The sequence below is a fragment of the Aquimarina amphilecti genome, from assembly GCF_900109375.1.
Taxonomy (GTDB): Bacteria; Bacteroidota; Bacteroidia; order Flavobacteriales; family Flavobacteriaceae; genus Aquimarina; species Aquimarina amphilecti.
In genome coordinates, this window is record NZ_FOAB01000007.1 from 223,822 (window position 1) to 243,365 (window position 19,544).

17 protein-coding genes are annotated in these 19,544 nt (G+C 32.4%); 9 read left to right on the forward strand and 8 right to left on the reverse strand.

Annotated features, from left to right (window positions below; genetic code table 11):
• The first annotated feature begins 297 nt into the window (after positions 1 to 297).
• From BMY33_RS18675 to rlmB, 5 genes are all read left to right on the forward strand, one after another.
• Positions 298 to 3,510, forward strand: coding sequence for a SusC/RagA family TonB-linked outer membrane protein (locus BMY33_RS18675; protein ID WP_091411352.1), 3,213 nt, complete (start codon positions 298 to 300; stop codon positions 3,508 to 3,510).
• Positions 3,511 to 3,536: 26 nt separating this feature from the next.
• Entirely contained in the window at positions 3,537 to 5,168 is a 1,632-nt protein-coding gene (locus tag BMY33_RS18680) for a SusD/RagB family nutrient-binding outer membrane lipoprotein (RefSeq protein WP_170837124.1), read from the forward strand.
• Between the two features lie 23 nt (positions 5,169 to 5,191).
• A complete protein-coding gene (locus BMY33_RS18685; RefSeq protein WP_091411355.1) occupies positions 5,192 to 6,052 on the forward strand; it encodes a hypothetical protein in 861 nt (286 codons plus the stop codon).
• A gap of 77 nt (positions 6,053 to 6,129) precedes the next feature.
• Complete coding sequence (locus tag BMY33_RS18690) at positions 6,130 to 7,488, forward strand: arylsulfotransferase family protein (protein ID WP_091411600.1); 1,359 nt, start codon at positions 6,130 to 6,132, stop codon at positions 7,486 to 7,488.
• A gap of 123 nt (positions 7,489 to 7,611) precedes the next feature.
• The gene (gene rlmB / locus BMY33_RS18695; protein WP_091411602.1) at positions 7,612 to 8,346 is read left to right on the forward strand and encodes a 23S rRNA (guanosine(2251)-2'-O)-methyltransferase RlmB; all 735 of its coding nucleotides are present in this window, start codon (positions 7,612 to 7,614) and stop codon (positions 8,344 to 8,346) included.
• A gap of 18 nt (positions 8,347 to 8,364) precedes the next feature.
• Here the strand turns inward: rlmB and BMY33_RS18700 are convergent, their stop codons facing one another.
• Positions 8,365 to 9,102: a rhomboid family intramembrane serine protease gene (locus BMY33_RS18700; protein WP_091411604.1), complete on the reverse strand. Its 738-nt coding sequence runs from the start codon at positions 9,100 to 9,102 to the stop codon at positions 8,365 to 8,367.
• A gap of 140 nt (positions 9,103 to 9,242) precedes the next feature.
• Here BMY33_RS18700 and BMY33_RS18705 point away from each other — a divergent pair, with 140 nt between their 5' ends.
• Positions 9,243 to 10,520, forward strand: coding sequence for a replication-associated recombination protein A (locus tag BMY33_RS18705; protein ID WP_091411357.1), 1,278 nt, complete (start codon positions 9,243 to 9,245; stop codon positions 10,518 to 10,520).
• 2 nt (positions 10,521 to 10,522) lie between these two features.
• Here the strand turns inward: BMY33_RS18705 and BMY33_RS18710 are convergent, their stop codons facing one another.
• Genes BMY33_RS18710 through radC form a run of 6 tightly spaced genes read right to left on the reverse strand, consistent with a single transcriptional unit; the run spans position 10,523 to position 16,063 of the window.
• Positions 10,523 to 11,341, reverse strand: a complete 819-nt coding sequence (locus BMY33_RS18710) for a hypothetical protein (RefSeq protein WP_091411359.1) — start codon at positions 11,339 to 11,341, stop codon at positions 10,523 to 10,525.
• Positions 11,341 to 12,741: a DUF5723 family protein gene (locus BMY33_RS18715; RefSeq protein WP_091411361.1), complete on the reverse strand. Its 1,401-nt coding sequence runs from the start codon at positions 12,739 to 12,741 to the stop codon at positions 11,341 to 11,343. The genes BMY33_RS18710 and BMY33_RS18715 overlap by 1 nt, the downstream gene beginning before the upstream one ends.
• Positions 12,738 to 13,328: a hypothetical protein gene (locus BMY33_RS18720; protein WP_091411363.1), complete on the reverse strand. Its 591-nt coding sequence runs from the start codon at positions 13,326 to 13,328 to the stop codon at positions 12,738 to 12,740. The genes BMY33_RS18715 and BMY33_RS18720 overlap by 4 nt, the downstream gene beginning before the upstream one ends.
• Positions 13,329 to 13,375: 47 nt before the next feature.
• On the reverse strand, positions 13,376 to 14,065 hold the full coding sequence (locus BMY33_RS18725) for a YjjG family noncanonical pyrimidine nucleotidase (RefSeq protein WP_091411606.1): 690 nt from the start codon (positions 14,063 to 14,065) through the stop codon (positions 13,376 to 13,378).
• Complete coding sequence (locus BMY33_RS18730; protein ID WP_211482413.1) at positions 14,046 to 15,356, reverse strand: polysaccharide deacetylase family protein; 1,311 nt, start codon at positions 15,354 to 15,356, stop codon at positions 14,046 to 14,048. The genes BMY33_RS18725 and BMY33_RS18730 overlap by 20 nt, the downstream gene beginning before the upstream one ends.
• Positions 15,357 to 15,364: 8 nt before the next feature.
• Positions 15,365 to 16,063, reverse strand: coding sequence for a RadC family protein (gene radC / locus BMY33_RS18735; RefSeq protein WP_091411365.1), 699 nt, complete (start codon positions 16,061 to 16,063; stop codon positions 15,365 to 15,367).
• A 228-nt stretch (positions 16,064 to 16,291) separates the two neighbouring features.
• On the opposite strand from radC, the gene BMY33_RS18740 reads away from it, so the two are divergent.
• The 3 genes from BMY33_RS18740 (at position 16,292) to BMY33_RS18750 (ending at position 17,914) form a co-directional block, all read left to right on the forward strand.
• A complete protein-coding gene (locus BMY33_RS18740; protein ID WP_091411367.1) occupies positions 16,292 to 16,738 on the forward strand; it encodes a hypothetical protein in 447 nt (148 codons plus the stop codon).
• A gap of 127 nt (positions 16,739 to 16,865) precedes the next feature.
• Complete coding sequence (locus tag BMY33_RS18745; protein ID WP_091411369.1) at positions 16,866 to 17,309, forward strand: DUF1569 domain-containing protein; 444 nt, start codon at positions 16,866 to 16,868, stop codon at positions 17,307 to 17,309.
• Positions 17,310 to 17,314: 5 nt separating this feature from the next.
• Positions 17,315 to 17,914, forward strand: a complete 600-nt coding sequence (locus tag BMY33_RS18750; RefSeq protein WP_091411372.1) for an FMN-binding negative transcriptional regulator — start codon at positions 17,315 to 17,317, stop codon at positions 17,912 to 17,914.
• Here BMY33_RS18750 and BMY33_RS18755 read toward each other — a convergent pair whose 3' ends face one another.
• Entirely contained in the window at positions 17,915 to 19,267 is a 1,353-nt protein-coding gene (locus BMY33_RS18755) for a UDP-N-acetylmuramate--L-alanine ligase (RefSeq protein ID WP_091411374.1), read from the reverse strand.
• Between the last annotated feature and the right edge of the window lie 277 nt (positions 19,268 to 19,544).

Here is a 19,544-nt window from a genome sequence, read left to right on the forward strand (position 1 = left end):
CAACAAAACCCTTGCCATCAACAACAATTACTAAGCAGCCTTAATATTCTCAAAACAAAAGAATTACATCTAAACAAAAAAAACAAGCCGATATTTCTTACAATCAAAAAGCAAACCTTAAAACATTGTTAAAAAACAAGCGTAAAAAAGCACAACCATAGCACTATAACGTTATAGTAGGTTTTCACATTATATTAACCAGAGGTGAACAATAATTTAATTTTTAACTAAATAAAAGTTGTTTAATTAAGATATTATTATGATTTTTGGCATTGGCTAATTCAAATAAATTATAAAATGAGAACAAAGTTTAGAGGAATTCTAACGCTATTGCTGGCGTTTGTAGTGCAACTAACGTTTGCACAAGAAAAAACGATCTCAGGTAATGTGACCGACAATAGTGGGTTACCTCTACCAGGGGTAAATATCGTTGTAAAGGGTACTAGTAAGGGTACGCAATCTGATTTCGATGGTAATTATACCATTCAAGTAAACAGAGGAGCAGTACTTTCATTTAGTTATCTTGGATTTACAACAAAAGAAGTTGTTGTTGGAGACAACGACGCTATAAGTGTTCAGCTGACAGAAGATGCTGCTACCTTAGAAGAGGTTGTTGTAACTGCTCAGGGTATTAAAAGAGAGAGAAAATCACTTGGTTATGCAATATCTACAGTAGCTTCTGATGATATTCAAGAACAATCTAGTGCTGATCTTGGTAGAATTTTATCTGGTGAAGCTGCTGGTTTAAATATCACAGCAACCAACGGTACTGCAGGTTCAGGTACTAATATTATTATTCGTGGTTTATCTACAGTATCTGGTAGTAACCAGCCTTTATTCATTGTAGACGGTGTTCCTTTTAGTAACAACACAAACCAACAGAACGCATTTTTTGATAACGTAACAGAGTCAAGTAGATTTTTGGATATAGATCCAAACAACATCGAAAGCGTAAATGTTCTTAAAGGTCTTAGTGCTTCTGTACTTTATGGACAAGAAGGTAGAAATGGAGTAATCCTTATTACTACTAAAACTGGTTCAGGTAAAACATCAAACAAAAAGTTTGAAGTTACTTTTTCACAATCACTTTTTGCTGAAGAAGCTGTTTTACCAGATTATCAAGATGAATATGGTGGTGGTTTCCACCAGAACTTCGGATTCTTTTTTAGTAACTGGGGACCTAGTTTTAACAGAGACATAAGTGGTAATTCCTTATATAGAAGTGGAGGTCCTGGAAATACTTTTGTTGCCAATCCATTATCTCAGCTAGCTGATCAAACGTTAGTTACTGGATTTGAAGATCTTGCAGCTTCAGAATATGCTTACAGACCATACGATAGTGTAGATCAATTTTTCAAAACTGGATTTATCTCTAACACTTCTATAGGAATGACTGGAGGTAACGAAAATGCTTCTTTTAGTGCTAACTATAGTTATTTTGACCAAGATAGTTTCACTCCAGGAAATCAATTAACTAGAAACAATATTGGATTTGGTGGTAAAGCAAAATTAAGTAACAAACTTACTTTTCAAGGAACGGCAAATTATACTATTTCTCGTTTAAAAACCCCTCCTATTTCTGCATCAGCAGGTAGTGGTACTATAGGTGGTGGTAGTTCTGTATTTGGTGATGTCCTTTACACGCCAAGAAGTGTTGATTTATTTGGACTTCCTTTCCAAGCTCAAGATGGAAGAAGTGTATACTATAGATCTGGTAACGATATACAGAATCCATTATGGACTATAGCTAATGCAAAAGTTACTCAAGAGACAGATAATATATTTGGGTCTGCAAGTTTAACTTATAATTTTAACGACAATTATTCATTAACTTATAGAGCAGGTTTGAATACCTATACTGAATTTAACACTAACGGTCAAAACAAAGGTGGTGTTGATGGTGATGTAACAGGTTTTTACAGAACTATTCAAGTAAGAAACAGTATTTTTGACAATAGTTTAATTCTTAATGGATATGAGCAGTTAAGTGAAAGTTTAGGGTTAACATTTATTGGAGGTCTTAATACGAGGAGAAATACTTACCAGCAAGAGGGTACTTATAGTACTCAACAGTTGGCTTTTGGTGTACTTAGACATTATAACTTTGTTAATCAATCTACCGTTGATGTTAACGGACAAAATATTGATTTCGAGACAGAGGATAATACTATCGGTGTTTACGCTGACCTAAGCTTGGATTATAAAAATTATTTATTCTTTAATGGTACAGTAAGAAATGATTGGTTCTCTACGTTAGAACAAGAGAACAATTCTATTTTCTATCCAGGAGCAAGTGTTTCTTTAATCGCTACTGATGCGATCCCTGGTTTGCAAGGCGATATGTTTAATTATTTAAAAGCTAGAGTTGCTTACGGAGAATCAGCTGGTGCTCCAGGTGCTTTTAGTACTAGAAACTCTTTAGCATTAAACTCAAGAGCTTTTGTAGATGCACAAGGAAATGTTATTTCTAGTAATTCTGTATCAAACAGATTAGGTAACCAAGATTTAAAACCAGAAAGATTCCAAGAATTTGAAGTTGGTATCGAAACTCGTTTCATAAATAACAGAGTTGGTCTTAACGTGAGTTTATTTAAAAGAAATACTGAAGATTTAATTACTGATCAAGCATTAGATCCTGGGAATGGTTTTACTGTTAAACGTGTAAATGCTGGTAAATCTGAAAACGAAGGTATTGAAGTTGATTTTGATATCACTCCTTGGAAAACTGAAAATTTCAAATGGTTAATTAACGGTAACTTTTACGCTGACGAAAACGTAATAACTGAACTTCCTACTGATCAAATTGCTCTTACAGCTTCAATTGGTGGTAGACCTGCTAACTACGCAATAGCTGGTGAAGCTTTTGGTATTCTTCAAGGTACCGCTGTGCAAAGAGATGCTGATGGAAATCCTATTGTAGGTAGTGATGGTTTATACTTAGCTACTACTGACATCGAAATTATAGGAGACCCTAATCCAGACTGGACAGGTACAATTAAAAACACCTTCTCTTACAAAGGACTTAAGTTCTCTTTTGATTTCCAATATAGACATGGAGGTGATATCTTCTCTCAAACTGCTGCTACATTAGTAGGAAGAGGAGTAGTAGATTCGGATAATCCTATCGATCGTCGTGGTACTTATATTTTACCAGGTGTATTGCAGGATGGAACTCCTAACAATATTCCAATTACTTCAACTAATGTATTCTTTAATAATTTTGGTTTTGGACCAAATGAACCACAAGTATTTGATGGTACTACTTTAAGGTTAAATGAAGTTAGTCTTAGTTATGATTTCAAAAAGGAATTTTTAAGTAACACTCCTTTTGGTTCTCTATCAATAACTTTACTTGGATCTAATCTATGGTATAAAGCGTTTAACTTTCCAGATGACGTGAATTTTGACACTAACACTCTTAGTACAGGAGTTGGAAATGGACAAGGTATTGACTTTATAACAGGTCCTAGTTCTAGAAGATATGGTCTTAGCTTTAGAGCTACGTTCTAATTTTATTTAATACAAAAATGATAAATATGAAAAATAATATATACAAAATTTTATTCCTTTTCGCTTTAGCCTTAGGATTAAATTCTTGTGAAACAAAAGAACTAGAGATTCTGGAAAGTCCTAATGCACTTACACCAGATCAAGCAGATATAGATTTTTTCCTCAATGCTATTCAAATTAGTGGTTCCACTTTCTTTGAAGGTATTACGGAAGAAGGAATGGAAGTAACACGTATACTTCATCAATTTGGACCTACTTACGATAATGGATATGGTCCTGGACAATTAAATGCACCTTATACTACAGCTTATGCCGGTATTGTAGCTGATAATAGAGCTATGGAACCTTTAGCAACTGAATTAGGCCTTTATACTCATATTGCTATTGGTCAAATTATGGAAGCATATGCTATAACGACGTTAGTAGATTATTTAGGAGATGTTCCTTATAGTGAAGCAGGTTTAGGTTTAGAAAATGAAAACCCTAACCTTGATGATGGTCAAGCAGTTTATGAAGCTATGCAAACCTTATTAGATAGTGCAATCGCAAATCTTAATTTAACTGCTTCTGCTGAACCATCAATTGATCTTTATTATAATGGAGATAAGGATAATTGGATTCGTTTTGCAAACACTTTAAAACTTAAGTTGTACCTACAAACACGTTTGGTAAGTGCTGCAGCATCTACAGTAGGAATTAATAATATTCTTGCTAGTGGTGATTATATACAATCTGCAGATCAAGATTTTGTATTTAGATACTCTTCTGTAGACGCTAATCCAGATAGTAGACATCCAATTTTCGCAAGAAACTTTGATAATGGAGTAACTGATTATCAATCGAACTCATATATGGATTTATTACTTAATGACAAATCACTTACTGATCCAAGAATTAGATATTATTTCTATAGAAATAGAGCAAATAGAACTACAGATGCAAATGCACTACAATGTATAACAGAAACAGCACCTACACATTACCCTGCCGGTGAAGTGTTCTGTACAGCAGATCAAGGATACAATGGTAGAGATCATCATGATAATGCAGGTATTCCACCAGATGAAAATGACAGATGTGACTGGGGTGTATATCCTATTGGAGCAAGATTTGATGATAATAGTTTTGATGGTACAAACGATAGAACCGTTGGTGCCCAAGGAGCTGGTATATCCCCAATCATGTTAAGTTCTTACGTCGATTTTATGCTTGCTGAATCTGCTTTAGAATTAGGAACAACTGGTGATGCTAGAACATACCTTGCTAATGGAATGACTAAATCATTTGATAAAGTAATAAACTTTAGAGCCGATTTAACGGATGCTTCCGTAGCTCCAACAGCAGCTGATGTTACAGATTATATCGATGAAGTACTTGCTAATTATGATGCTGCAGCTGACAATGATGCTCGATTAGAAATCATTGTTACAGAATATTTCATTGCATTATTTGGTAACGGTGTAGAAGCTTATAATACATATAGAAGAACTGGGAAACCAGAAAATTTACAACCTTCTTTATTAGCTAATCCTGGAGTTTTCATTAGATCTTTCTTATATCCAAGTAATTTAGTTGACAGAAATTCTAACGTTGAGCAAAAACCTAATCAAGCCATCCCTGTTTTTTGGGACACGAACCCAGAAGGATTTGTTGATTAATAAAAAATTAAAATTTTTATAAAATGAAAAATTTATTTAAAATATTCCTAGTAGTTCTAACTACTACGATGTTTCTCTCTTGTGAAGATGATGAGAAAAATCAAATAACAGATACTATTGAGGCTCCTTTCGCTTATTTCGGTGAAATAAGTTCTCCAGTTATTAACGTAACAGATCTAGAAGGATCAGCATTTGAAGCAGAAGTTGTCGCTCCTTTTGGTAATATTACGTCTTATGACATAAGAGTAAATAGAAATAATGTAGAAGATGCAGATGGGAATTTAGTATATGTACCTCTTACTAATATAACGGAACAATTTCCTCTTGATTTAAGAATAAGTGCCACTGATCTTGCTGCAGCTTTTGGTATTACATTAGCAGATTTACAAGCTGGTGATCAATATAACTTTTTAGCTACTACAACTGGATCTGATGGTATCACCATTGACCCAGGAGATGGTACACAGTTTTTAGGAGCAATCACAAATCCTGGTTTAGAACAAGCATTAAGTTTCACTACTTTCATTTCTTGTCCTTTTAATCAGTCAGATGCAATTGGTACATACACAAAACAGACTGATGCTTTTGGACTTGCTGCTTCTACATTTGAAGTTATTGCTGGACCTGATGAAAATTCATTAACTGTTGTTGATTTATTCTCAGCTGGAGCAAATTTTGATATTCAAATAAATCCTGATACTGGTATAGCAACGATAGCTAGACAACCTGTTGCACCATCGTTCTTTGGATATTCTGGTGGAAATATTAATACATCAGGAACTAGTTTTGTCTTTTCATGTACAGGAGCTTTTGTATTCAATCTTCAATATACGGTTGATTTAGGAAGTTTTGGTAGCTTTGATTTTTCCGCTGTGAAAAACTAAAACGTTATTTAAACTTCACAACTAATTAAATAAAGCCATCAATAGTATTGATGGCTTTATCTATAAAATATACTATAATGAATCTTCGTAACAAACAAAATTTTCAATTATTAAAATTTATCTTATGTTTCTTTTTCTTATTATCGTCTTGTAATAATGATGATACCGTTATAACTGAAGAAGAAAATCAAGAAGAAAATGAGGATGAAAACCCAGTATCAGAAAACAATCCAATAATAGGAGAAACTGGGAAAATAACTATCCTTGATAGTTCCAAAGTTGAAAAAGGTTATATTTTAGTAAATGACGTAACTGAAGCTAAAGTATATTTAATGGATAAATTAAATGCCGATATAGTACAGGAGTGGGTTTTAGATTCTAGGTTAGGTAATGATGTATTTCTACTTAATAATGGAAAACTTTTAGCTTCTCTAAAAGCAGATAACCCATCTTTTGATATCGGTGGATATGGAGGAAAAGTTCAAATCATAAACCCAGATAATTCAATTTTTTGGGAGTTTACCTATTCAAATGAAAGTCATTTATCTCATCATGATATCGAAATGCTCCCGAATGGAAATATCTTGATATTAGCTTGGAAAGCTAAAAATATTCAAGAAGCAGAAAATGCCGGATACAATATTAATCTTCCAAACGAAAAACTACTTATAGAAGCCCTAATAGAAGTAAACCCTGTAACTAATCAAATTGTATGGGAATGGAGTTCTTGGGATCACTTAATTCAGGATTTTGATTCTACCAAGGACAACTATGGTAATGTAAACGAGAACCCACAATTAATAGATCTAAATTATAATTATGATGATCGAGGAGATATCATGCACGCTAATGGTATTGATTATGATCCTGAAAACGACCTAATTTATATCAGCGTTAACTTTTTTAGCGAAATATGGGTAATTGATCATAGTACTACAACAAATCAAGCGTCGTCTCATTTAGGCGGTAATTTCAGCAAAGGAGGAGACTTAATTTATAGGTTTGGAAATCCCGAGACATACCAAAACTCTAATGGAATTAGACTGTTTTATAATAATCACTTTCCTAACGTTTTACTTAACAATGAAATTGGAGCTGGAAATATTTTAATGTATATGAATGGAAATATCCCGAATCAAGAACAATCTATCGTATATGAATTAAATTTACCAGACGAACTCACTTTGTTATCTAATGCGAATAATGAACCAAATGTTGTTTGGGATTTCACATCACCGGATTTGTACTCTCCTTTAGTTTCAGGAGCTGTAAGACTCCCTAATGGCAATACACTTATCACAGAAGGTTCATTTGGATTTTGGGAAGTCAATAATGAAAAAGAAGTTGTATGGAAATTTGATGCTAATAGTAGTTTACATTGGAGAGGTTATCATTATAATATTGATGATGAAGCTATTATTAATTTAGGTTTGTAAATAAAAATAGACAGAATATTAAGTACCGGAGATTTCAGATTTAATTAATATTAAATATAGTATATAAAAAACATCCCGATGAAATTTCATCGGGATGTTTTTTATATACTATATTTGTTCCTTATGAAAAATGAATCCCAAATCTTTGGTATAAGAACAGTTATAGAGGCCATAAATTCTGGAAAAACAATTGATAAACTTTTTATTCAGAAAGGTCTGAAAGGGGACTTATCTAAGGAGTTGATGAGTTTACTCAAAGAAGAAAACCTTAATTTCTCTTTTGTTCCTATTGAAAAACTTAATCGGTTAACTCGCAAAAATCATCAAGGAGTGGTGGCACATATAGCACCTATTGAGTTTCAAAATTTAGAAAACTTGGTTCTACAGGTTATTGAATCTGGGGAAACTCCTTTATTTTTGATTCTCGATCAATTATCAGATGTTCGTAATTTTGGAGCAATAATTAGAACTGCGGAATGCACAGGAGTTCATGGTATTATTATTCAGAAAAAAGGAGGAGCACCTGTAAGCGCAGATACGGTAAAAACTTCTGCAGGAGCAATTTTCAAAATTCCTATCTGTAAAGTTGATCACATTAAAGACGCTATGTTTTACCTACAATCTTCTGGCATACAAATAATTGCTGCAACAGAAAAAGCAAATTCTACTATTTATGACAAAGATCTTACAAATCCCACTGCAATAGTAATGGGGAGTGAGGGGAAAGGCATATCCAACTCTGTTTTAAAAATTGTAGATCATTCAGCTAAACTTCCTATGTATGGCGAAATAGCTTCACTTAATGTATCTGTTGCCTGTGGCGTCTTTCTTTATGAGTCTATCCGACAAAGATTATAAAACCCGTAAAACACATTTTTAATCACTTTTTTTTTCATCTTTTGGATTATACTCATACATTATTTCAATACCCTCATTCAACTCTTGATCCGGTAAAACTTCTATAAAATTTCCATTTTCATCAAAATGCTTTAAAAAAGCATCATCTTCTGGATTAAAATCTTTTGTTTCCCAATGATACTTTTTTTGCTTAGCAATACCTTTTTTTACAATAAAAGCTAATAACACACCTACTATCAAACCTGATAAATGCCCTTCCCAAGAAATCTTTGGATCTACTGGCAATGTATACCAAATCATACTTCCATATATAAAAACAACTACGAATGAAAGCGCAATTAGCCTAAAATGCTTTGCCACTATCCCTTTAAAAAACAAAAAACCAAACAACATATAAATTACTCCACTCACTCCAATATGATTAGCAGATCTTCCAAGAAACCAAGTTAAAACACCCGTGAAAATAGCTCCATAAAGTAACACTCTCCATGAGTTCTTAGGATAAAAGAAAAAAAGTGCCATTGATAAAATTAAAAGTGGCAAAGTATTATGCCATAAATGTGATAAATCGCCATGAATAAAAGGAGAAAACAACACTCCCCTAACCCCTATTAAAGTTCTTGGATATATCCCATAACTATTAAAATCAAAACCAAACCGAACTTCAAACCAAAAAACTACCCAAATTACTAACACAAATAATAATGGATACCCTATAACTCCTGTACTAAACCTAAAATCACTATTTCCTTCCATAAGTGTATAATAATAAGCAAAAAACCATCCAAAATTCAAATCCAGTTAAATTGTCAGTAATACAAATTTTCGGAATAATGAAACATAGAATAAAGTTAACAATTATGTTTTTCTACTAAACACTTGTTACCTTTGTCAATATGAACAAACCACTGGCTGAAAGAATACGTCCAAAATCCTTAGAAGAATATTTAAGCCAAGAACATTTAATTGGTAACAATGGTTCTCTAACAAAACAGGTGAAAAGAGGAATCATTCCTTCTTTAATTCTTTGGGGCCCTCCTGGAGTTGGAAAAACCACTTTAGCTAATATAATCGCCAATGAATCTGATAGGCCATTTTATACACTAAGTGCTATTAATAGTGGAGTCAAAGAAGTACGAGAAGTTATCGACAAAGCCAAACAAAGTGGCGGTCTATTTACTTCTAAAAATCCAATATTATTTATAGATGAGATTCATCGTTTTAGCAAATCTCAACAAGACTCTTTATTGGGAGCTGTTGAAAAAGGATGGATTACATTAATTGGCGCAACCACAGAGAACCCTAGTTTTGAGGTAATCCCTGCCCTATTATCCCGCTGTCAGGTCTATGTTCTGAATCCTTTTGGGAAAGAAGAATTAGAAGCACTCTTAGAAAGGGCAATGAAGCAAGACGAATATCTTTTATCTAAAAACATAAAGTTAAATGAAAGCGAGGCTTTATTAAGGCTAAGTGGAGGAGATGCTAGAAAATTACTGAACATTTTTGAGCTTATAATTTCAAGTCAAGATCAAGATGAAATCACAATAACAAATGATCTAGTATTAAAACTTGTACAACAGAACACCGTTAGATATGATAAAACAGGAGAACAACATTATGATATTATCTCTGCTTTTATCAAATCGGTTCGAGGCAGTGACCCTAACGCAGCGGTATATTGGTTAGCTAGAATGATCGAAGGAGGAGAAGATCTAAAGTTTCTTGCTCGCAGAATGATCATATTAGCATCGGAAGATATAGGGAATGCTAATCCAACAGCGTTAATAATGGCTAATAATACTTTTCAGGCAGTTACTACGGTTGGATATCCAGAAGCAAGAATCATTTTAAGTCAATGCGCAGTTTACCTTGCTACTTCCGCAAAAAGTAATGCTTCTTATATGGCAATTAACAAAGCGCAACAGTTAGTACGGCAAACTGGAGATTTATCTGTGCCATTACACATTAGAAACGCTCCTACAAAATTAATGAAAGAATTAGGATATGGTGAAGACTATAAATATTCCCACAATCATGCGAATAACTTCATTAATCAAGAGTTTCTTCCTGAATCAATAGAAAACACCAAGCTATATGAACCTGGAGACAATCAACGTGAAAATGCATTTAGATCTTTTCTTAAATCACGTTGGGGAGAAAAATATAACTATTAAAATTACTGACGAGCAAAAGTATCAGTTATTAATCTACTAGTCGCGGGATTAATCCTATCCAGCATGAAATTTCCATAGGAATCAAAATAACCAACTCCACTTAATTCTCCAGCTTGAATAATATAATTATTATCCCTACTGGATTTAAATATTTTACCAACAGAAACAGGTGTATCATTATTATTTTTCAATAGCTCAAAACCAAAAATTCTTTTTTCAAAAATATATTTGTCACCATTATAAACATATGACAATGATTTTATTTTAGAAACATCTTCTTTAGAGATATTACTTTCGGCTTTATCTAAAGGCACAACTTTATTAGCTGCAGGTGATTTTTCAGAAACAACTATATCTTTTTTAATAGAAGTGTTTTCCTTTTTACCATTATACTTATAGTTTAGTCTTTCAATATCCTTAAAAGCATCTCTAAGGGCCTCATGATATGATTTTTTAAACTCTTTTTCTCTGCTGACTCCTTCTTTTGTGCTAAATACAACTATACCATTACAATCGATTAAATCAATGATAAGTTTAGTTTTTAATAATCCAGAGTTTTTCTTCACATCGGCTCTTAAACCTTTGCATCCATTCACCTTCAAATCTTCAGGTAAATCTTCTCCTCGAATAAATGCCGTGAATCCGTATTTTTCAAACAAAAATTTAGTTAAAGAATTTAACTGATAATCATCGTTCTCCCTTAAAAAGACATAGCCTTCAGGAACAATGACATATTTATAATCATTCACAGTACTCTGCGCTGAGAAATTAATTGTAAACAAAAAAGAAAGCCCAAAAAATAAAATACGTATTATATTCATTACATTATTACATTAAATCCTAACTGAATAGATGCCCCCCTGGCTTCTGCAAGATTAGAATATTCTAAAAGATTATTTGCCGAAATATAGAAATTAATTTTGTTAATATGGGTAGACATTAAAAAACCAATGTTTTTATATGAATAATCATCAACGGTATATGTCAATTTTGCTTTTAAAAAATTAGACAATCGCTTATAATAAAACAAAGATGCAGCATATTGTGGTCTTTTTGGTCTAAACTGAGAAAACACTTGTAAACCAAAAGCATCTTGATAAGGAGGATCCTCCCCTTCTACAAAACAGTTACACGTGCCATCATCATAACGGTTAAACGAATATTTAATAGAACCATTTAGTTTAAGAGGGCGTAAAGCGGCATAACTAGTATTCAATGTATCAATCGGTATAGCTTCTTCTAACTCATCCAAAATATCCTGACCATTATCATCGGTAATAGGAGTTTCGAATCCTTCAAAAACAAAATTCCCTCTCGCTTGATAGGTTTCAACATCTTTAGTATAAAAAATCACACCCAAATCCGTTGCACTACCAGTAATTGTCCATTGATCTTCTAATTTATATGTAAACCCAACATCAAAACCAACTCCTAGGTTACCTCCAAGAAATGCTCTACCCAAAAACTTATTAAGTACTTGTTTCGAACCATCTGAGTTATCTTCAGATTCTATATCCCGCAAGGAAGCATATCCTGCAGTTTGAAGACTTACATCCGCATTACTAATTACGTGTTGATATATGTTATTTCCTTGTGGAGTTTCTATAGTTGTAAAAGTACCTCTGTTTTTAGTACTCCGAAAATTAAACATACTGGAATACAATTTAGCCCTTGCCCCAAAAGTGAGTTTTTTACTTACTTTTTTATTATAACCAAAATGATACACCGTTAGTAACTCTCCTGTAGCACTGATATTCGAAAATCGAAATGGGACATTTATAAAATCTTGATTCCCTTGATAAGCTAACACTGCAAAGTCTTTAGGAAAATATACAATCAAGTCCAACTCTTGATATAAACCCGCAGAATAATATAAATCTTTATTATTCTTACTTCTCCAACCAAAATTTATAATATCTAATTGCTGAGTAAGTGTAAAATAATCTTTACTAGTTAGTGTATTTATTGTATTTTCTATCTTATCATTAATATCTCTTCCATCATCAGCAAAAATATCATAAATGGAAGTTCCTCTAAATCCTACATTTAAATGAATTTGTGATAAAAATGGTACTCCTGCATGATATTTAAAGTTTACATCTGCACCGGGATTAAGCATTAATGATTGTGGCAGATCTGTAAAGTCGTATAAGGTTTCTTTGTTCTGAGAATATCCTGAGTATCCCAATAAACCTAAATAAAGGCATAGCAAGATTCTCATAATTCGTAATTTACATAATAACTAGCTTTAGATCTTATATTCAAAACGCCTCTCAAATCTGTATTGAGAGTTGGAACGATAATCTCGGTTGCAATTTTTTGAGCTGACGATAATTGATTTAATGTGGCATTATCCAACACTATCGGATTAGGAACAGAAAACGACACTACCGGTTCAGTCCCCGCTCCCATTCCAGCCTGCACAGGAACACTGTACAATTGTCCTAATGGTTGTTCACTTTCAGTCAAAAACTGAAATTGTATTGTAAAAGATCTTTCTATTATATTACGAACTTCTATAGTTAACTCTACTCTATCCAAGTTATCTATTGCAAAATCAGTCCCTACCAAATCATAATTTATAGTATCTCGTAAGACATCCGGAGGAATTGTAAAATCTGTATCCGGAGGAAGCCCATCAGGAATATATTCGGACACATCAAACTCCGAATAAATAAAATCTGCTTCAATTACAGGCGTTAAAACAACATCATCAAGTTGTTCAAAATCTAGTTCCTTTACGCAAGAAACTGTTGTTAAAACTGCGCTAAAAAACAGCAGTAATAAACTGGCTTTTTTTGTTTTCATCTGGGGGGAGTTGTTTAGTATTAACGAAAATATACAAATAATTATTACTAAATATATTTTTTTATTTCATATAATTCAGAAACTTGTATTGTGGTTTCTGGTAACTTCTCTTTATGATAATTAAAACATATCGTTTTAATTCCCAATGATTCTGCACCAACAATATCAGCTTCATAATTATCTCCAATCATTAAACTATTAACAATATTAGCGCCAGAAACCCTAATTGCATGTTCAAATATTATTGGATTTGGTTTCTTTGCCCCCACATCTTCACTACTAGTAACCGTTTTAAAATAATGATTGATTTCAGAGTTTGAAAGCTTTGTGTTTTGTACCTCTCTAAATCCATTCGTAATGATATGAAGTTGATATTTTGGCATTAGATACGTCAACAATTCTCTTGCTCCAGTAATAAGATAATTATTTAATGGCAAAAAATTAATATAATCATCTGATAAAGCATCAATGATTTCTAAAGGAAATTTCTTATCAAAAAAGGCAAAAGCCTCTATCAAACGGCCTCTTCGAAGTTCCTCTTTAGTAACTTGTTCTTCTCTAAACAACTTCCAATAACGCAAGTTAATAGACTGATAAACAGTTAAAAAATTATCAATTGGAATTGAAATTTGGAATTTATCAAACATCAACTGAAAAGCTAAAGTAGAATTTTTATCAAAATCCCAAAGAGTATGATCTAAATCAAAAAATATGTGCTCAATTTTTTCTGTTTTCATCTTCATTCCATATAAACTCAAATACTGATTTCCAAAAACTTTGCTCAGTAAGCTCACTGAACAAACCGTTACTAAAAACGGGAATAAATAATCCGTTTACTTTTTTTATTTTTTCAATATAATTTTGTAATTCTTGTTTTACTGCAAATTCGTTTTCTGCCTTATCAAAACTTTTAGGAGTACAGCAGAAAGAATATATAACTAAAGGTGTTTGTACCTCATAATCCAAATCATAAAACATAAAAGGAGTACAAGTACCGGCTCTAAATCCTGCATGCTCGGGATATCCCATAGAGAAATCTTCTTTTATCTCTAACTCAATAAAATTTCTATAAGCTTCTGGTAATTTTATTTTATAAAAAGAACACAAGGAATACACTAATTGTCTATTCACTATGTTCTCTATTCTCTTTTTTTCTTCTTTTAATATTCCCAAATCTGATATAGCATCATAAGATACTTTAAGCCCTATATCAACATAATCAGAAACATGTTTAATTGTCTTTATGTGTTCTGGATTACTATGACTAATATTCTTTTCGTAATTCGTGTAATCGCCTAAACCAAAAAATATGAGACAATCCCTTATTTTATTCTTTTGTAGATTAATAACAAAATCAAAGGTATTATAAGGATCTTTTTTGATTCCTAACATTACTTTAATCCTATCAGTAACCTCACTTATTTTTAACTGCCATAAATCCCGTACACCTCCACCTATTGATCGTAAAATTCCTTTTTGCCAATATGCAAAGGTTTGATTAATATAGAGAATAGGATATATTCTAAATTCTTTTTCTTGAAACTCTATATCTGGATACTTCTCTCGTAAAATGTTTTTAAATTTAAATGCCCAGATATCAACCACCGGTTCTTGCAAAAAATCATTCTGATAGGCTATGCTTTCTGTAGCCGTAAATCGACCAAGTTCATCTTTTACGTGCGGAAGATATTCTTCATATCTAGTTAACAAATAAAAAGTAGCTGCAAAAATATCAAAAGGCAACGCTGTATCTGGATGTTTAACTTGAAAGAAACATTGAGTATCTTCCCAAGAAATTACCTGAACATCAACTTCATTAAATCCATGCTCAAAAAGTAAATCTACACTTTGAAAATAGAGTTCTTTACCTAAAGGTTGTTTACCATAAGATAGTTTAGGTCCGTCATGTGCTATAAAAGATTCTATTTTAGAAGTGAAGTCTACTTCCAATCCCATAATTCGTTTACAAATATGCTTAAAAGTATAAGATACTCTAGGAGTTATTTTCTGAACATAAACTAATAACATATTTTCAATTATAGTATTGCTTCGTCTGCAAAGCTAAAATACTCCTTTTCTGTTATTATCAAATGGTCTAATAACTTAATCTCTAAACTAAGCCCAGCTTGTTTTAATTTTTGTGTTAATAATTTGTCCGATGAACTAGGTGTTAATGATCCACTAGGATGATTATGAGTTAATATTATAGCCGTTGCATTAAACTCTAACGCATATCGAAATACAATTCTAGGATCTACTAATGTTCCTGTTTTTCCTCCTATACTTATTTGTTTTTTCTGCAAAATTTTATTTGAATTATTCAGATATAACACCCAGAACTCTTCATGTTCTAAATCTCCAATATGAGGACTAAGTACATCAAACACATCTTTACTTCTAGTAATTTTGGGAATAGATGGGACACCTTCTTCCTTTCTCCTTCTTCCTAATTCTAAACCTGCAATTATAGATATAGCTTTAGCTTCTCCTATGCCCTTAAAACTCATCAATTGTTTTATCGACAGCTTTCCTAATGAATTAATTTGATGATCAACACTTGCTAAAATTCGTTTACTTAGAGCCACAGCACTTTCATCTCTATTACCCGAACCTATTAAAATTGCAATTAGTTCTGAATCACTCAACGAATTCTTCCCTTTAACCAACAATTTCTCTCTTGGTCGATCATTTTCGTTCCATTCCCTAATAGAAAACGACGAATTATATTCACTCATATATGTTTTTTATATAATTTAATTCCCTAAATCTTTCAATCTATAAGTATAAACTATTTATCTCAAAAACAAGATATTATTACTTAAAAAACACAAATAAACATAGATCATCGTGTCGATCTTTAAATATTCATGCTGGATATATTTGTTTGAAAATGAAAGTTTTACTATATTTGACCACCCATAATCTAAAAACATAGAATTTAACAACTTCAAATTAACCTATTTATGAAGAACATTTTTACTTTCGTATTACTATTGGCCACTATTAGTTTTTATGGACAAGACAGGAAACGTATTAGTTTTCTAAACCTAGTAGGAAATCACATACAAGTTCCCCGAGGATGTCAAGCACAATCAGAATATGAACTACAAGCTTGTAATGGAACATCTATTAAATGGGATTACTATAGTGATGATATGTTAACTGCAGTTTTTGATGCTACTATAGATGCCTTTGGAGCAGAAAATACATCGAAGACAGCTGTGACTTTTACATCTTTTGGATCTCAACTTACAGGTTTCAAATTTAAATCAGGAACTACCTTTCAATTTTTCCTAATGGGAAAAATTAAAGAACAGCCCTTAATGATTAATTTAGGAACTCCTGCAGATATTTCTGCCAATGCAGATTTAGAAGGTATTCTTAAGCTAGTTTTTGAAAAAGTCGGATAGATAATAAATTATTTTATCGATTAATATCTCACAAAAAGTTATTTAGTAACACTAGCATTGTATAGCTATACCTTATTTTTAAAATAATTCTATTATTTTTGGGTATTGGATACTAAATATTATTGATATGAAATCTCTTTTTGATGAAACTACAAAAAACGAAATAGAAGAACGTATTCATAAATTATCTACTGAAAGTACTCCTTCATGGGGTAAAATGGATATTTCACAAATGTTTTATCATTGTCAGTTTCCTCTTAAGATTGCTCTTAAAAAAGATTATCCGTCGATGAAACCTAGTTTACTAGCTAAAATATTCTTTAAGAAATCATTGTACAATGACAAACCTTGGAGAAAGAGTCTACCTACACATCCAAAACTAAAAGTTGTAGATACCAAAGTTTTTAACGAAGAAAAAAAACATCTTATAAATTTGGTTAACGAGTTCTCTGAAAAAAGAACCATTTCAGAATGGGATCCGCATCCTATGTTTGGAAAATTCACAAAAGATCAATGGGGAAAAATGCAATACAAGCATTTAGATCATCATTTACAACAATTTAACGTATAGTCTCTGTGTATCCACCTAAACATCATCAAGACTATAACAATGAGAACATCAAAAGCGTAGCAATTAACTACCCTTTTGCTATCCTAATTTCTGCTCAAGAAACAAAACCCTTTGTTACACACGCACCTCTTATATTTCACGGAGATAAACTTGTAGGACACATAGATGCTAATAATCCCCACGTACACTTACTAAAAGGTAAGCATCCTATTACAGTTGTTTTTCAGGGACCTCAGACATATATCTCACCATCTATATATACAACAAACCAACTACCTACTTGGAACTATATTATAGCGCACGCTACAGGAACTGTAGAAGAAATAAAAGACCCTGAAGTGATAAAAAAATCTATGGTTATTATGACCGATTTTTTAGAAAATCCTAATCAAGCTTTCAATTTATCCATTGAAGATCCAAGAATGGATCGTTTGATTCCCTATATACACTGTTTCGAGATTGAAGTACAACAATGGGAAGGGAAATTTAAACTAAGTCAGGACAAGGTACCTGCAGATATCGAAAATGCAAAACAAGAATTGATTAAAAATAATCAAAAAAGTGTTGCTGATTTTGTAAATGGATTATTTAAAAAGCATTTTTAATTACATCATCTCTTTTACCTCATCAAAATCTAGTCCTCCATAGTTACCACTACTCATCAGTAACAAAGCAGCATTAGTAAAATCTTTCTGACGCAAGTATGTTTTAAACTCTTCGGGATTTGTATAAATAATAAGATCTTTTCTATTAAATGCTTTTGCTATTTGATCCGCAGATACCTCTTCCAGTTGTTTTATTTTTACCGCATTAGGCGAATAAAAAACTACTGCTTCATCTGCAAAATCTAATGCGCCTTCATATTCTTTTAAAAACTCTGCATTAAGACTACTATACGTATGCAACTCCAAACAAGCGACAACCTTTCTATCTTTATATTGTTCTTTAACCGCTTTAGTTGTTGCACTGACTTTAGATGGACTATGCGCAAAATCTTTATAAGCAACAGCACTATTACTTTCGGCTATTTTTTCTAATCTTTTAGAAGCTCCCGTAAAAGAAGCTATGGCTTCATAGAACTCATCTTCGTCAACACCCATATGCTGACAAATCCATTTAGCACCTGCTAAATTACTTAGATTATGAGCCCCAAAAACTTCAATAGGCATCTCCCCTTCTGGAGTTTGCAAAAGGGTTTCTCCGTTTTCCACTCTATATTCCGGTGTATTATAAGGTATTTTTCGTATTTGATTTTCTGAATTCTCTACGACTTTAGCCACTTCAGAATCCTCCTCATTATAATTTATACTCCCACCACGAACTATACTATCCACAAAAATCCGAAACTGTTCAATATAATTTTCAAATGTTGGAAACACATTAATATGATCCCAAGCAATTCCACTAAGCAATGCAATATTAGGCTTGTACAAATGAAATTTAGGTCTTCTATCAATTGGAGAAGAAAGATACTCGTCTCCTTCTAAAACCATAAAATCATTCTCTTCCGTTAGATGAACCATAGTATCAAACCCTTCTAATTGAGCTCCAACCATATAATCCACCTCTTTATCATGATAGTGTAACACATGAAGAATCATAGAAGTTATTGTAGTTTTCCCGTGAGAACCTCCTATTACCACTCGTGTCTTATTCTTAGACTGTTCATACAGAAATTCAGGGTACGAGTATATAGTCAAACCCAATTCTTGTGCTTTATGCAACTCTGGATTATCTTTTTTAGCGTGCATTCCTAGTATGATTGCATCTATGTCTGAAGTGATTTTCTGTGGATACCAACCAAAATTTTCTGGCAATAAGCCAAACCTATCTAATCTCGATTTCGAAGGTTCGAAAATCACATCATCACTTCCTGTTACTTTATATCCTTTTTGATGCAGTGCCATAGCTAGGTTGTGCATCGCACTACCTCCTATAGCAATAAAATGTACACGCATAATTATATCCTTGATTCTAAAAAGTAAAGATACAACCTACAATGAATAATAAAAGTATGTAGAAATGAAAAAATAAAGAACAGCTTTATTTAACCGTATATTTAGTTCATTACAAGATCATTTTCCTCATTAAAATAATATAGTAACTAATCAAAACAAGGTTTTCCCTAATTTATCGTTGCAATTATGTAGCTTTATATAGTTATTTACTTTCTACAAGTTTATACCTAAAAATATGTGGTATACGACTTGTATTATTGTTTTAACAAACACAAAA

Coding starts and splice junctions, on each gene's coding strand:
- BMY33_RS18675 (WP_091411352.1), top strand. CDS start 298: ATGAGAACAAAGTTTAGAGGAATTCTAACGCTATTGCTGGCGTTTGTA.
- BMY33_RS18680 (WP_170837124.1), top strand. CDS start 3,537: ATGAAAAATAATATATACAAAATTTTATTCCTTTTCGCTTTAGCCTTA.
- BMY33_RS18685 (WP_091411355.1), top strand. CDS start 5,192: ATGAAAAATTTATTTAAAATATTCCTAGTAGTTCTAACTACTACGATG.
- BMY33_RS18690 (WP_091411600.1), top strand. CDS start 6,130: ATGAATCTTCGTAACAAACAAAATTTTCAATTATTAAAATTTATCTTA.
- rlmB (WP_091411602.1), top strand. CDS start 7,612: ATGAAAAATGAATCCCAAATCTTTGGTATAAGAACAGTTATAGAGGCC.
- BMY33_RS18700 (WP_091411604.1), bottom strand. CDS start 9,102: ATGGAAGGAAATAGTGATTTTAGGTTTAGTACAGGAGTTATAGGGTAT.
- BMY33_RS18705 (WP_091411357.1), top strand. CDS start 9,243: ATGAACAAACCACTGGCTGAAAGAATACGTCCAAAATCCTTAGAAGAA.
- BMY33_RS18710 (WP_091411359.1), bottom strand. CDS start 11,341: ATGAATATAATACGTATTTTATTTTTTGGGCTTTCTTTTTTGTTTACA.
- BMY33_RS18715 (WP_091411361.1), bottom strand. CDS start 12,741: ATGAGAATCTTGCTATGCCTTTATTTAGGTTTATTGGGATACTCAGGA.
- BMY33_RS18720 (WP_091411363.1), bottom strand. CDS start 13,328: ATGAAAACAAAAAAAGCCAGTTTATTACTGCTGTTTTTTAGCGCAGTT.
- BMY33_RS18725 (WP_091411606.1), bottom strand. CDS start 14,065: ATGAAAACAGAAAAAATTGAGCACATATTTTTTGATTTAGATCATACT.
- BMY33_RS18730 (WP_211482413.1), bottom strand. CDS start 15,356: ATGTTATTAGTTTATGTTCAGAAAATAACTCCTAGAGTATCTTATACT.
- radC (WP_091411365.1), bottom strand. CDS start 16,063: ATGAGTGAATATAATTCGTCGTTTTCTATTAGGGAATGGAACGAAAAT.
- BMY33_RS18740 (WP_091411367.1), top strand. CDS start 16,292: ATGAAGAACATTTTTACTTTCGTATTACTATTGGCCACTATTAGTTTT.
- BMY33_RS18745 (WP_091411369.1), top strand. CDS start 16,866: ATGAAATCTCTTTTTGATGAAACTACAAAAAACGAAATAGAAGAACGT.
- BMY33_RS18755 (WP_091411374.1), bottom strand. CDS start 19,267: ATGCGTGTACATTTTATTGCTATAGGAGGTAGTGCGATGCACAACCTA.